The 13,407-nt window shown below is 71.2% G+C and carries 12 protein-coding genes; 7 read left to right on the top strand and 5 right to left on the bottom strand.

The genetic code is table 11. The features are described 5' to 3' along the window. Window positions 1-104: 104 nt before the first annotated feature. Window positions 105-824 (bottom strand): M24 family metallopeptidase, encoded by a 720-nt coding sequence (locus AB0C38_RS14260; protein WP_360671923.1) that lies wholly within the window; start codon window positions 822-824, stop codon window positions 105-107. A gap of 106 nt (window positions 825-930) precedes the next feature. Between AB0C38_RS14260 and AB0C38_RS14255 the strand changes: the two genes are divergently transcribed. From AB0C38_RS14255 to AB0C38_RS14245, 3 genes are all read left to right on the top strand, one after another. Beyond that, window positions 931-1,440, top strand: a complete 510-nt coding sequence (locus AB0C38_RS14255; RefSeq protein WP_360671920.1) for an ATP-binding protein — start codon at window positions 931-933, stop codon at window positions 1,438-1,440. A 1-nt stretch (window position 1,441) separates the two neighbouring features. Next, entirely contained in the window at window positions 1,442-2,407 is a 966-nt protein-coding gene (locus tag AB0C38_RS14250) for a DJ-1/PfpI family protein (RefSeq protein ID WP_360671917.1), read from the top strand. A 67-nt stretch (window positions 2,408-2,474) separates the two neighbouring features. Then, window positions 2,475-3,101 (top strand): response regulator, encoded by a 627-nt coding sequence (locus tag AB0C38_RS14245; RefSeq protein ID WP_360671943.1) that lies wholly within the window; start codon window positions 2,475-2,477, stop codon window positions 3,099-3,101. Here AB0C38_RS14245 and AB0C38_RS14240 read toward each other — a convergent pair. Next, a complete protein-coding gene (locus tag AB0C38_RS14240) occupies window positions 3,090-6,530 on the bottom strand; it encodes an indolepyruvate ferredoxin oxidoreductase family protein (RefSeq protein WP_360671940.1) in 3,441 nt (1,146 codons plus the stop codon). The two genes, AB0C38_RS14245 and AB0C38_RS14240, sit on opposite strands and share 12 nt — an antisense overlap. A gap of 117 nt (window positions 6,531-6,647) precedes the next feature. On the opposite strand from AB0C38_RS14240, the gene AB0C38_RS14235 reads away from it, so the two are divergent. From AB0C38_RS14235 to AB0C38_RS14225, 3 genes are all read left to right on the top strand, one after another. Beyond that, entirely contained in the window at window positions 6,648-7,094 is a 447-nt protein-coding gene (locus AB0C38_RS14235; RefSeq protein ID WP_360671914.1) for an Lrp/AsnC family transcriptional regulator, read from the top strand. Between the two features lies 1 nt (window position 7,095). Continuing rightward, window positions 7,096-7,827, top strand: a complete 732-nt coding sequence (locus AB0C38_RS14230) for a hypothetical protein (protein WP_360671911.1) — start codon at window positions 7,096-7,098, stop codon at window positions 7,825-7,827. A gap of 167 nt (window positions 7,828-7,994) precedes the next feature. Then, on the top strand, window positions 7,995-9,224 hold the full coding sequence (locus tag AB0C38_RS14225; protein WP_360671908.1) for a DUF222 domain-containing protein: 1,230 nt from the start codon (window positions 7,995-7,997) through the stop codon (window positions 9,222-9,224). Between the two features lie 179 nt (window positions 9,225-9,403). On the opposite strand, the gene AB0C38_RS14220 is transcribed toward AB0C38_RS14225, so the two are convergent. The 3 genes from AB0C38_RS14220 to AB0C38_RS14210 form a co-directional block, all read right to left on the bottom strand. Then, window positions 9,404-10,399: a hypothetical protein gene (locus AB0C38_RS14220; RefSeq protein ID WP_360671905.1), complete on the bottom strand. Its 996-nt coding sequence runs from the start codon at window positions 10,397-10,399 to the stop codon at window positions 9,404-9,406. A gap of 92 nt (window positions 10,400-10,491) precedes the next feature. After that, window positions 10,492-12,111, bottom strand: a complete 1,620-nt coding sequence (locus AB0C38_RS14215; protein ID WP_360671902.1) for a thiamine pyrophosphate-binding protein — start codon at window positions 12,109-12,111, stop codon at window positions 10,492-10,494. Beyond that, entirely contained in the window at window positions 12,108-12,881 is a 774-nt protein-coding gene (locus AB0C38_RS14210; RefSeq protein ID WP_360671899.1) for a cyclase family protein, read from the bottom strand. Before AB0C38_RS14210 ends, AB0C38_RS14215 begins: the two co-directional genes overlap by 4 nt. Window positions 12,882-13,000: 119 nt before the next feature. On the opposite strand from AB0C38_RS14210, the gene AB0C38_RS14205 reads away from it, so the two are divergent. After that, window positions 13,001-13,396, top strand: coding sequence for a GntR family transcriptional regulator (locus AB0C38_RS14205; RefSeq protein ID WP_360671896.1), 396 nt, complete (start codon window positions 13,001-13,003; stop codon window positions 13,394-13,396). Window positions 13,397-13,407: the final 11 nt, after the last annotated feature.

Below are 13,407 nucleotides of genomic sequence, written 5' to 3'. Positions count from 1 at the left end.
CTGCGTGACCGCGGTGTCCGGCGGCGGCACGGCTTCGAGGTGCGTCCAACGCACCCAAGGGGCCCTTCGGTGCGTTGAACGCACCGAAGGCCACATTGGGGCGCTTACGACTCCGCGGCGCCCGGGCCCAACGTCAGCAGCTGCTCGAAGAACCCGCCGATCCCCAGCCTCCGGTCCACCAGGTGGACCTCCAGGATCCAGTGCGAGGTCTGGCCGTTGCGGTCCGGTCGTCGCATCGGTCCGTCGCTGCCCGGCGTGATGTAGGAGTCGATCTTCGTGCCGTCGATCGTCTCGTGCGGGAACTGGCCGACCAGGTGGCCCGCGATGTCGCCGCCGAACTCCCAGCCCGCTTCGCGCGCCAGCTCCACCATGTGCGCGTACAGCTCGGCACCGGTGATGTCCGGCCGGGCGGCGAAGTACGCGCGCCCCGCGTCGAAGACCGGTGCCAGCGACGCGCGCAGCCGGTGCTTCACCGGGTCGTCGCCCAGGACGAACGTGCGGCCGAAGTCCGCTTCCCAGTCCTCGAAGATCGGGCCGAAGTCGGCGAACACGATGTCGTCCTCGCCCAGCACCCGGTCCGGCGGGTTCTCGCGGTACGGGCGCAGGGTGTTGACGCCCGCGCGGACGATCCGCTTGTGCCAGTAGCGGCGGATGCCGAGCAGGTCACCGGCCAGGTCACGGATCGCGTCGCTCGCCTCGGTCTCCCGGACGCCGGGTGCGAGGATGCCGCGTTCTTCGACCGCCGAGAAGAGCTCGACGGCCTTCCGCTGCGCGTCCAGCAACCGTTCGGCGCGCAGATCCTCGTCTTCGACGACTTCGCCCATGGGCCCGACGGTAGCAACGCCACCCCAACCGGTACCGTGCCGCCGGAGGCCGGGTGGCAAAATGCGGGAACCCGGACGGTCCGCACCTGGGCGAGGAAGGTCAGGTTTGAGCGCGCACACCTCCCAGATGGACGATATCCGGCTGGTCGCGCAACCGAGCGCGTTGCCGGTCACGGAACTGTTCGTCCGCCTGATTCTCACCGACTGGTCCCTGATGCCGATGCTGGAGCAGGTGACCGCCACCGCGAGACGGCTGGTCGAGACCGTCATCGAGGCCGGCGATCCCCGGGCGCCCGCCTTCGTCACGCTGCGGCTGCGGCTGCGCGCCGACGTGCTGGTGGTCGAGGTCGACGACGACGTGCCCGGCCTCCCGGAGCCGAAGGTCGCCGGGCCCGGCGAGCGCGTGGGCGTCACGCCCGGCATCGGCGGGGCCCGCACCACCTGGTGCGAGCTCGAGCTGCCCGGCGGGATGAACGCGAAGCAGGTGCGCCTGCCGCGCCGGCAGGACCGCCGGACCCTGGTCGACGAGCCGGTCTCCGGCGCTCCGGTGGCCGCGGACCCGGAGGTGCTGGAGCGCCTGCTCACGCGGCTGAGCGGCTGGTCCGGCCAGGGCTGACGTGCGCAGCCGCCCCATTCTCGTCGTGCTCTACGACGGCGTCCGGCTGCTGGACGTCTCCGGGCCGCTGGAGGTCTTCGCCGAGGCCAACGAGCACGGTGGCCGGTACGAGCTGAAGACGGCCTCGCCCGGCGGCGCCGACGTCCGCGCCAACACCGGGACGCGGCTGGGCGCCGACCTCGACCTCGCGGCGGCGGATCCGCGCGGCGCGACCGTGCTGGTCCCCGGCGGCCCCGAATGGGCCCGCACGATCGCCGACACCGAGCTCGTCGGGCAGATCCGGCGGCTCGCCGGCGGTGCGAACCGGACGGCGTCGGTGTGCGCGGGCGCGTTCGCGCTGGCCGCGGCCGGTGTCCTCGACGGCCGCCGCGCCACCACCCACTGGGACCTGACCGACCAGCTCGCCCGCCGCTTCCCGCGCGTGCGGGTCGACGGGGACGCGATCTTCGTCAAGGACGGCCCGGTGATCACCTCGGCGGGCGTCACCTCGGGCATCGACCTGGCCCTCGCGCTGGTCGAGGAGGACCTCGGCGCCGAGATCGCCCGGCTGGTCGCCAAGCACCTGGTCGTCTTCCTGCAGCGGCCGGGCGGGCAGTCGCAGTTCAGCGTCCGGCTGGAGACCGGCCGCCCGCGCACCGAGGTGCTGCGGGCGGTGCTCGACTCCGTCGCGGCCGACCCGGCGGCGCCGCACACCCTCGACGACCTGGCCGCCCGCGCCGGGGTCAGCGCGCGGCACCTGACGCGCCTGTTCCGCGAAGAGCTGGGCCGCACACCCGCGCGGTTCGTCGAGCAAGTACGGCTGGAGGCCGCCCAGCAGCGGTTGGAGCGCACCACCGATCCCCTGGACGTCGTGGCCAGGCGATCGGGCTTCGGATCCGTCGAGACGTTGCGACGCGCCTTCGCGCGCGGCCTCGGCGTGACCCCGAGCGACTACCGGGCCCGGTTCCGGACCACAGGCATCGGCTGAACCGGTTCCGGGGGCCGATCCGTGCATCCAAGCAGGGAGAGGACGTGGAGGCGAGGAGGAAGCCGTGGTGCGGATCGTGATCGCGGAGGAGGACGCCCTGCTGCGGGAGGGGCTGGTCCTGCTCCTGAGCAGCGAGGGGTTCGACGTCGCCGCCGCCGTCGACCACCCCGGTGACCTGCTGGCCGCGGTGGACGCCGTGGCCCCCGACCTGGCCGTCGTCGACGTCCGGATGCCGCCGACGTTCACCGACGAAGGCCTCCGGGCCGCCCTCGAGGCGCGCCGGCTCGCGCCCGGGCTGGCGATCCTCGCGCTCTCGGCGTTCGTCGAGGACGGCTACGCCGGCGATCTCCTGGCCGCCGGTGGGGGCGGCGCCGGGTACCTGCTCAAGGAGCGCGTCGGGAAGCCGGACGAGTTCCTTGATGCCCTCAAGCGCGTCGCCGCCGGAGGCACGGTGCTGGACCGTGACGTCGTCGCCGTCCAGCTGGCCCGGCCGAGGCCCGGCGACCCGGTCGCGACGCTCAACGCGCGCGAACGCGAGGTCGTCGCGCTGCTGGCCGAAGGCCACTCGGTGCCGACGATCGGCCGGCTGCTCGGCATCGGCACCGCCGCCGCCCGGCAGCACGCCGGGGACGTCAGCGCGAAGCTGCGCGTCCCCGACGAAGCCCAGGCGATGCTGAGCTATTTACGAGCGTGAGTTACTTACGAGCGTGAGGACCTCGGCCTGCTTCTCGCGGTACCGGGCGACATTGGCGAGCTTGACGTCCTCGTAGCCGCGGACCAGGTCCGGCAGCTCGGCCAGCGCCAGGACCCGCGCCCGGTCGGCGTCTTCGGCGCGGAAGGCCTCGAGCACGGTGCCGCGGTAGTCCTCGATCAGCTCGCGCTCGACCCGCCGCACCTCGGCGCGGCCGAACGGGTCGAGCCGGGTGCCGCGCAGCCGGCGCAGCGCGTGCAGCAGCCGGAACGCCGGACGGAACCACGGGCCGAGGCTGATCTTGCGCTTCATCCCGAGGGCCCGCAGGACCGGCGGGTGCAGGCGGTAGGCGTACTTCGTGCCCGCGCCGAACCGGTCCTCGAGATCCGCGGTGAACGCGGGGTCGAGCGACAGGCGTGCGACCTCGTACTCGTCCTTGTAGGCCATCAGCTTGTACAGGTGCTTAGCGACGGCCTCGGTGATCTCCGTCGGGCCGTCCTCCAGCACGCGCACCTGCTCGACGAACTCCGCGTACGCCCGCGCGTACCGCTCGTCCTGGTAGGCGACCAGGTCGGGGACCCGGACGTCGAGCAGCCGCCCCAGCTCGGACTCCGGCGCGGCGTGCACCAACTTCCGCGCGGCGGGCTGCGCGACTCGTTGTGCGGGAGCGGGTGACGTCGTGAGCGCGTCCGGGTCGGCCACCAGCTGACGGCCGCGACGGAAGGCCTGCAGGTTCGCGGCCACCGCGGTGCCGTTCAGCTCGATCGCGCGCTCGATCACGGCGGCGGGCAGTCCGATCGCGCCGGTCTGGAAGGCCGCGCCGAGCTGCAGCACGTTCGCGAACTGGTCGTCGTCGAAGAGCTCCTCGGCCAGGCCGCGCGCGTCCAGCGACACCGTGCGCGATGCGGCAGTGTCGATGGGCGCGAGAACGCTGCCGGGGTCCGGGAACGACACCGTCGTGTCGACGACCATCCGGCCGGTCGGCACCTCGGTGGTCGAGACGACCGCGGTGGTCCGGGCCGCGTCGGCCACGCCGAGGTTGGCCGCGTCCGCCCCGACCAGCGCGTCGCACGCCAGGTACAGGTCGCACTCGCCGGTGGCCAGCTTCGGGGCCTGCTCGACCGGCTCCGCCGTCACCTTCAGGTCGGACACCACGGCGCCGCCCTTCTGGGCCAGCCCGGTCTGGTCGAGCGTGCGGACGTGCCGCCCGTCGAGCACCGCGGCGGTGGCGAGGATCTGCGTCACGGTGACCACGCCGGTGCCGCCGATCCCGGTGATCCGCACGGTGAAGTCCTTCTCGGTGGCGGGCGGCGCCGGGACGTCGTCCGCGGCCAGCTCGCCGAGCTTGCGGCGCTCCTTCTTCCCGGTCGGCACGACGGTGACGAACGACGGGCAGTCCCCGGCCAGGCAGGAGTAGTCGACGTTGCACGAGGACTGGTGGATCGCGGTCTTGCGGCCGAACTCGGTGGCCACCGGCTGCACCGACAGGCAGTTCGACTTGGTGCCGCAGTCGCCGCAGCCTTCGCAGACGCGCTCGTTGATCACGACCCGGGTCGCGGGCGTCTCCTGCTTGCCACGACGGCGTTTCCGCCGCTTCTCGGCCGCGCACTCCTGCTCGTGGATGAGCACGGTGACGCCCTTGATCGCGGCCAGTTCCTCTTGGGTGGCAAGGAGTTCGGTGCGGTCGCGGACCTCGACGCCGGTGGGCAGCTTGCGGCGCCGCAGCCGTCCGGGCGCGTCGCTGGTGATCACGACCCGCTTCACGCCCTCGACCAGCAGCAGCTCGGCGACCTTCTCCACGGGCAGGCCACCGACCGCGTCCTGGCCGCCGGTCATCGCCACGGCGGAGTTGTACAACAGCTTGTAGGTGATGTTCACGCCGGCGGCGACCGCCGCGCGCACGGCGAGGCTGCCGGAGTGGGTGAACGTGCCGTCGCCGATGTTCTGGACGAAGTGCCCGGCCTCCACGAACGGCGCCATCCCGATCCACTGGGTGCCCTCGCCGCCCATCTGCGTCACGCCGAGGACGGTGCCGACCTGGTCAGGCTCCATGAACAGGGCCATGGTGTGGCAGCCGATGCCGCCGCCGACCAGCGTGCCCTCGGGGACCTTCGTCGACGAGTTGTGCGGGCAGCCCGAGCAGAAGTACGGCGTCCGCGCGAGCAGCGGCACGGAGATGCGCTCGCGGCGGCGGCGCGCTTTGAAGGCGTCCACTGACGCGATGCCTTCGGGCAGCCGCCGGGCGAGGCCAGTCGCGACGCCGTCCGGGTCCAGCTCGCCGAGCTCGGTGAACAGCGTCCGGCCGTCGCGGTCCTTCTTGCCGGTGATCGCGGGCGCGCCGGGGACGCCGTAGAGGACCTCCTTGAGGGCGCTCTCGACGAACGCGCGCTTCTCCTCGACGACGATGATCTCGTCGAGCCCGTCGGCGAACTCGCGGACGATCCCGGGTTCGAGGGGGTGGATCGCGCCGAGCTTGAGCACGCGGATGCCGTGCTTTTTCAGTGTTTCCGGGTCGAGCCCCAGTGCGCGCAGCGCCTGCTGGAGGTCCAGATAGGACTTACCGGCGGAGACGATGCCGATCCGGTCGGCCGGTCCCTTTCGCGTGATCTGGTTGATGCCGGCCGCGCGCAGGTAGTCGAGCACGAGCGGCAGCCGGACGGTGAAGAGGCTGCGTTCCAGCTCGGCGAGGCTCGTGCCGAGCAGGCGCGATGTCGGCGTGTGGCGGTAAGCCTTGGCGATTTCTGGCGCGGTCCACTGTGGACTCACGGTCGCCGTGCCCGAAGCGTCGGCGACGTTGGCGACGATCTTCAGCGACGTCCAGACCCCGGCCGCCCGGGACAGCTCGACCGCGTGCATGCCGAGGTCGAGGACGTCCTGGGAGTCGGCCGGGTAGAGGATGGGGATCGCTAGGTCGGCGAGGGCGAGCTCGGACGCGCACGGGACGGTCGAGGACTTCGCGTTCGGGTCGTCGCCGACCAGGGCGACGGCGCCGCCGCGCGGGTCGGTGCCGGCCAGGTTGGCGTGGCGGATAGCGTCGGAGGCGCGGTCCAGGCCGGGAGCCTTGCCGTACCAGAACCCGGTGACGCCCCGCTGCCCGCCGGCGCCCGCGACGAGCTGGCTGCCCATGACCGAGGTCGCGGCCAGCTCCTCGTTGAGGCCCGGGCGGTGGACGACGTCGTGCTTCTCGAGCAGCTTCGCGCGGCGCCCGAGTTCGAGGTCGTAGCCGGCCAGCGGGGAGCCCTCGTAGCCCGAGACGAACACGGCCGGGTCGCCGCCGTGGGCGCGGTCGTGGCGGACGCGGTCGAACAGCAGCCGGACCAGGGCCTGCACCCCGGTCAGGTGGACGGTTCCCGCCTCTCGCAGGTACCGGTCCTCCAGCGTGAACGTCTCCACGGCGCGGCTCCCTTCGCGTCGATGTGCTTCGGGGCACAGTGCGATGCGTACCCTAGCCACGCAACAGCCGACCGCGAATCCGGGGTTCACGCGCAAACTTCGGTGTAATCTGGCTTCGGCTGGCTCGGTTTTTTGCGCGAGGTTACGCTCACGCGCATGACCGAAGAGCTGCTCGACGCGACCGACCACGAGATCCTCGGCCTGCTGCGCGAGGACGCCCGGCGGACGCTGTCCGACATCGCCGGCCGCGTCACGCTGTCGACGGCCGCGGTCAAGCGCCGCATCGACCGGCTGCGGGAGACCGGCGTGATCACCGGGTTCACCGTGCAGGTCGACCACGCGAAGCTGGGCTGGGGGATCGAAGCGTTCACCGAGCTGCGGTTCGTCGGGAACACGAAGGTCGCCGAGATCCTGCGAACGACCACGCGGATGCCCGAGGCCCAGGCGGTGTTCACGATCGCGGGCGACCCGGACGCGCTGGTGTGGCTGCGGGTGCGCGACATGGCCCACCTGCAGAAGACGATCGACGAGATCCGCCGCCACCACCAGGTGACCGGCACGAAGACGTTGATCGCGCTGGAATCCTGGTCGCGGGGGAGCTGACGTGCTCGTGACGCTGGCTGAGCGCCCTGACCTCGCTTCGGCTGCCTACGCGATCCCGTACCCGGCGGACTCGCCGAAGTTCATGGCCGGCAGCCTCACGAGCCTGCTGGTCCGCGGCCGCCGGGTGGTGCGCCGCTGGCCGCACCTGGTCGTCGCGCTGCTCGAAGACGAGTTGCCGGTCGCGCGCGGGGTGATGGTGCCTTTCCTTGGTCGTGGCTTCCTTCCTGCCCGCGGCTGGGACGAGATCGCCGTGTGGGCTGCGGAGGATGCCCTCGACGATGTCGCTCCGGACACCGCTTGTGCGCTGGAGATCGCCGTGCATCCGGAGTGCCAGGGCCGCGGCTATTCCCGCGTGGTGCTGGAGGGGATGCGCTCGGCCGTTGCTGCCGCCGGGTTGGGGGCGCTCGTGATCCCTGTTCGTCCGCCGGACAAGGCTTCGGTTCCGGCGACGCCGATGCGCGACTACGTCGCTGAGACGCGGGCGGACGGTTTGCCTGCCGACCGTTGGCTGCGGACCCATGTGCGTGCTGGTGGCCGGATCGAGGCTGTCGCTCCCTGCTCGGCTACTGTCCAGGCTTCGGTGGACGACTGGCGGGGTTGGACTGGGTTGCCGTTTGATCGTGACGGTGTTGTGGCGGTCCCGGGTGCTCTTGCTCCGGTGTTCGTCTCTGCTTCGCAGGACTTTGCTGTCTACGTTGAACCGAATGTTTGGGTTTCGCATCGGGTGGGTTGAGTTTTACTGATACGGCTTCGCCGGGGCGTGGGAAATCGGCGCTTCTTGTTGTTGCTTCCTGCTCGGTGCGGGAGCGCCGATTCCCCACGCAACGGTGCCCCTGCCGCGCCGCCGCTTCCACCTGATCGTGTGATGCCCATGCGTTCGACTGCCGGTAATCTTGGTGTGTGGACAGCGAAACGGTGTGGAAAGCGGATGCGGTGGCCTTGGCCGATCGCGTCTCTGCGCTGCTCACTGTTGTGCGGTCTGCCGAGGCTGAGATCGGTTCGCTTCTCGTGGAAATCGAGTCGCGCGGCGTGATGGAGTTGTTCGGGTACCGCTCTGTAGCAAGGCTTTTCGAGCACCTCGCTGATGTTCCCAAGTCTGCCGCCGAGACCGTGGTCAAACGAGCCCGGGCCCTCACGCCCGGCCACAACCTCGACGGCACTCCGATCCCCGCGGTAGCTCCCGCCACCGGCACTGCCGCCTTGGATGGCCGGTTGAGCAATCCGATGATCGACACCATCGTCGGCGCGCTCACCCAGGTCCCGCCCGAGCATCGCGACGACGCCGAACGCGATTTGCTGACCTTCGCCGAAGACGCCGGCCACAAGCAGGTCGCAGCGTTGGGTGCCCGGATCGTGGCCCACCTCGACCCCGACGGCACCGAACCCGACGAGGCTGAACCGGCCACCCCCACCCGAGAATTGTCGTTGCGCCGCAGAAGATCCGGGGTCTGGGAGCTGAACGGCCGTTTCGACGACGAGACCGGCACCCGCACCAGCGCTCTGCTGGACTCCCTGGCCCAACGCCGCACCACCGACGAGGGCCCAGACCTCCGTTCCCCGCAGGAACGCTACGGCGACGCTTTCTCCGACGCGATCAACCTCGCGCTCAACACCCCGGACCTGCCGATGCAGGCTGGCGAGCGAGCGCACGTGATGATCGCGGTCTCTCTGGAGGACCTGAAGTCCGGTGTCGGCAGGGCCATCCTCGGCGACACAGGCACCATCTCCGCGGCCGAAGCCCGGATTCACGCCTGCGACTGCAAACTCATCCCCGCCGTGTTGGGCGAGAAGAGTGAACCTCTGGACCTTGGCCGCCAGAGCCGGTTGGTGACAACCGGGATCCGCCGGGCGCTGTACCTGCGTGACCGCGGCTGTGCTTTCCCTGGCTGCCACCGCCCGCCGCGGCACTGTCAGGGGCACCACATCCGTCACTGGGCAGATGGCGGCCCGACCGAACTGGGCAACCTGGTGCTGATGTGCGCCCATCACCACCGGCTGCTGCATCGTTCGGGTTGGCAGGTACGGATCGCCGCTGATGGATTGCCCGAGTTCTTGCCGCCAGTGTTCCTGGACAGGCGCCGAAAACCCAGGCGCAACAACCTCCACCAACCACTGCCCTTCGCAGCATGACCAATCGAATATGGGGAAGGCCCGCAGCCACCGGCTACGGGCCTACACCCACGTCGCGAGCCGTACCGGAGTTGCGCTCGCGCTCGAAGAAGGTCTTCGGTCACAAAGGTCCGTCTGGCGTCGTGTCGTTCGCGGCCTGACCAGCCGAACGCGGGGAGACCCGCCCGCACCGCAAGCCACTAACCGTGCAGCAGCACCCCGGACGTACGCTCCCGCTCGAAGAACGTCTCCGGCCACAAGAGCCCGTCCGGCGGTGCATCAACCGCCACCGCCCGCCGCCGCAGCTCGTTCAGGAATGCCGTGTCCAAGACCGCCCGGGCCGACAGTGGCTCCCGCACCAAGAGGTCGGCCGGACCTTCGTACAGGTAAGCGTCCACGCCCGGATGCCCGCGAGTACCCGGCGGGTAGTCCTGGTTCGTCGGGAAGAGACTCGTGTCGAGCGCGCTCAGCCACGAACCCCGGAGCGGAATCAGTGACGGCCACGACCCCAGGCTCTTCTCGAGCCGCGCGTTGTCCGAAGTGAACCCGCGGTGGTCCGCGACGACGTACGCCGCGCCCGGGTACTCTCGCTCCAGCTGTGCTACCGCGCCGCTGCCGCCGTCGTGTGTCAAGTGCCCCAGGCCGAACAGCATCAAGGCCTTGCGGTGCTTCTGCAACACCTGCGTCTTCACCACCGACACGATCGACGCGTCGCGGTCGTAGAACGGTTCCATGTCCGCCGGTGCCTGGATTCTGCTCCAGTCGATCGGCGGGTCGGATGCCAGCACGCGGACCTTCCGCGCCGTCGGCAGCGTCGTGTTCACCTGTCGCACCAAGGCGAAGAGCTGCTCGTAGAACGTCGAGAAACCACAGCTCGGCTGGGTCGTGTCCCGCCAGACCCGGCTCACGTCGGGGACGTCACCACCGGCGATGTAGGTGTCCAGCAGCGGCTGGAGGCGCGAGTTGCCGCACTCCACGGCGATGTCGTTCACGCGACCCGGGAAGCGGGGGTCGCGGATCAGGTCGAACAGGAACGTTCCGACGTCCGGGCTGGACTTCGCGACGATCGAATGGGTGTCGAACGCCGCCAGCAGGGCGCCGGCCGCGTCCGGTGGTCTCGGTTGGCCGGCGTCGGCGGGTGCGGCCACCAGCGTCGCTGCGGCGAGCACGGCCAGGACGGTGCGGAAGATGCGCATGGTGGCTCCTCGGACGACTTTCCCCACTGTCTTACGACTGTAAGACAACTCGGTCAGCATCCAGCCCGCCCGGGGGAGCTGTCAAGGCCGGGTCAGTGCCGGAACGCCTCCGCGAGCCACCACGACCCGCCGTCGTCGGCGATCTTCGCGTCGATCACCAGTGGCTCGGTGCGGGGACCCCTGAGCCATTCGCGCACCGCGAAGAGGTCTTCGGCCGAGCGGACCGTCACCCCCGTGCAGCCGAAGCCGCGGCCGATCGCGGCCAGGTCGGAGTCGGGGAAGCGGACGGTGGTCATGTCGGCGTCGCCGAAGTGGTGGACCTCCGCGCCGTAGGCGGCGTCGTTGTAGACGATCACCACGAGCGGCAGGCCGAGCCGGACCGCGGTGTCCAGTTCGGACAGTGCCATGTGGAACCCGCCGTCGCCGGTGCCCAGCACCGGCAGCCGGTCCGGGCGGGCGAGCGCCGCGCCGATCGCGGTGCCCAGGCCCAGCCCGATGCTCTGGAACGCCTGGGTGAAGCAGAACCCCTGCTCGTCCGGCACCGAGAGGTACGCGCTCGGGTAGCCCATGAAGTTGCCGGAGTCGATCGAGACGATCCGCTTGGCGGGCAGCAGCTCGTCCAGGAGCTTGCTCAGCGTCCGCGGGTCGATCCGGCCGCCCTGGGAGAGGTCCTCGTGCTCGACGTCGTTCCAGCGGCCCGCCGCGATCCGGGCGGCGACCTCGCCGGTGCGGTAGCCCTGCCGCTCCTTCGCCACGGCCAGGACGTCGGCGGCGGTGCACGCCACGTCACCGACGATCCCGAGGTCGATCGGCCGGTGCGCGCCCAGCGCACCCTGCTCGACGTCGACCTGGACGAGCTTCGCGTGCGGGCTGAGCAGCTTCCCGTGCCGGGTGGTCCACATGTTCAGCGCGCAGCCCCAGCCGACGACGAGGTCGGCGCCGACGATCAGCTCGGCCGCCGCCGGCGACGCGAACCCGCCCGAAATGCCGAGCGCGAACTCCTCGCCGTGGAAGAGGCCGTGCGCGACGGCAGACGTCGCCAGCAGCGCGCCACATCGCGAAGCCAGCTCCCGCAACGGATCCCGGCTGCCGCGAGCCCCGCGGCCGGCGACGAACACCGGCCGCTCGGCGGACGCGAGGAGGTCCGCGAACGCGGCCACGGCGTCGGCGTCGGGCCGCACCGGCGCGGGCCCGGGAATCAAAGGTAGCGGGGGCAGCGACGGCGCGGACTCGGCCTGGACGTCGAGCGGCAGGTTCAGCACGACCGTCCGGCGCTGCTGGCGCGCGGTCCGGAAGGCCCGCACGGTGTCGGCGACCGCGCTCGCGGCCGAGTGCACGCGCTCCGGCACCGCGCCGACCGCGCCGGCCAGCCCGTCCTGGTCGATGCGGAAGTTCGACAGCACCGACGCGCCGGCCGAGTCGGCCGTGACCACGAGCATCGGCGTCCGGCTCTTGGCGGCCTCGGTGATCCCGGTGACGGCGTTGGTCAGCCCGCAGCCCTGGTGCAGCGACAGGATCGAGACCTGGCCGCTCATCCGGGCGTACGCGTCGGCCATGCTCGCCGCGCCGCCCTCGTGGCGGGCGGCGACGAACCGGACGCCGCCCGCGCGCAGCGCGTTCGTCACCTCGAAGTTGCCGCTGCCGACCACGCCGAACGCCGTCCCCGCGCCGAGGCCGGCCAGCGTGCGGCCGACGAGCTCGGCGACGTTCACCGCTCCACCAGCGCCAGCACGCGGGCCGGGCTGCCGGACCCGCCGACGATCGGCAGCGGCGAGACCACCAGCAGCGTCCCGGTCGGCGGCAGCGCGGCGAGGTTCTGCAGCTGGGTCAGGCCGTGCTTCCCGGCGCCCAGCAGGAGTTCGTGGCACGGGAACATCGGTTCGAAGGCGGGCGCCTGGCCGGCGTCGGTGCCGACGGTCTCGACACCGAGCCCGGTGATCGAGGTCTCCTCGGCGAGCCACCGCGCGCACTCCGGCGAGACGCCGGGGGCGTGCGATCCGGCCTCGTCGGCGTTGAGGAACCGCTCCTGGTCGTCGCTGCGCGCGTCCCAGCCGGTCCGGTAGAGCAGCCAGCCGCCGTCGGGCAGCGGGCCGTGCTCGGCCGTCCAGGCGCGGACGTCGTCGATCGAGAGGAGGAAGTCCGGGTCCTCGGCCGCCTTGGCCGAGAAGTCCAGCACGACCGCGGGCGCGACCAGCGTCTTCAGTGGCACCTGCGAGACGTCGTGGCCGTCCTTTCCGGACACCCAGTGGACGGGGGCGTCGAGGTGGGTGCCGGTGTGCTCGCCGGTGTGGATGTCGTTCCAGTACCACCGCGGGCCGCGCTCGTCGTAGCGGCTGATCTCCTCCAGCCGGAAGGGGATGGTGTTGGCGAACGGTTCCGGCAGCTGCAGGATCGGCGTGCTCGCGCTCAGCGGCGCGGTGAGGTCGACGATCTCGATCGCCCCGCTCGCGATCGCCTTGCCCAGTCCGTCCAACAACGACATGCCTGCCTCCCGGTGCCGGTGTGCGTCTCGATCGAAACCCTATGCCCGGCGGGCGCTCCTTGACAGCGCCGCGTTCGCGGGTGTTGTCTTAATGTCGTAAGACAATAGGAAGGTGCCGGGTGATCGAGTTCGTCCTGGACGGCCGCTCGCGGGTCGCCACGTACATGCAGCTCGTCGTCCAGGTGAAGCAGGCGCTGCGGGTCGGCCTGCTGCGCCCCGGCGACCAGCTGCCGAAGGTGCGGGATGTGGCCCAGGCGCTGGCGATCAACCCGAACACCGTGCTCAAGGCCTACCGCGAGCTGGTCCTGGAGGGGCTCGCGGAAGGCCGGCCGGGGGTGGGCACGTTCGTCACCGGCAGCCTGGCCGGGCCGTCGCTGGGCAGCCAGGGGCGGCTGCGCGACGAGCTGCTGGCCTGGCTGGAGCGGGCCGAAGCCGCGGGCATGACGGCGGACGACATCGCCGCACTGATCGAGACCACGTTGCGCGGTGCCCCGGTGCCGCACGACCTGTCATAGGGAGTTCCGTG

This window comes from Amycolatopsis sp. NPDC048633 (genome assembly GCF_040650695.1).
GTDB lineage: Bacteria > Actinomycetota > Actinomycetes > Mycobacteriales > Pseudonocardiaceae > Amycolatopsis.
This window is presented reverse-complemented; position numbering and strand designations above follow the sequence as displayed.

Coding starts and splice junctions, on each gene's coding strand:
- AB0C38_RS14260 (WP_360671923.1), bottom strand. CDS start 824: ATGGGCGAAGTCGTCGAAGACGAGGATCTGCGCGCCGAACGGTTGCTG.
- AB0C38_RS14235 (WP_360671914.1), top strand. CDS start 6,648: ATGACCGAAGAGCTGCTCGACGCGACCGACCACGAGATCCTCGGCCTG.
- AB0C38_RS14220 (WP_360671905.1), bottom strand. CDS start 10,399: ATGCGCATCTTCCGCACCGTCCTGGCCGTGCTCGCCGCAGCGACGCTG.
- AB0C38_RS14210 (WP_360671899.1), bottom strand. CDS start 12,881: ATGTCGTTGTTGGACGGACTGGGCAAGGCGATCGCGAGCGGGGCGATC.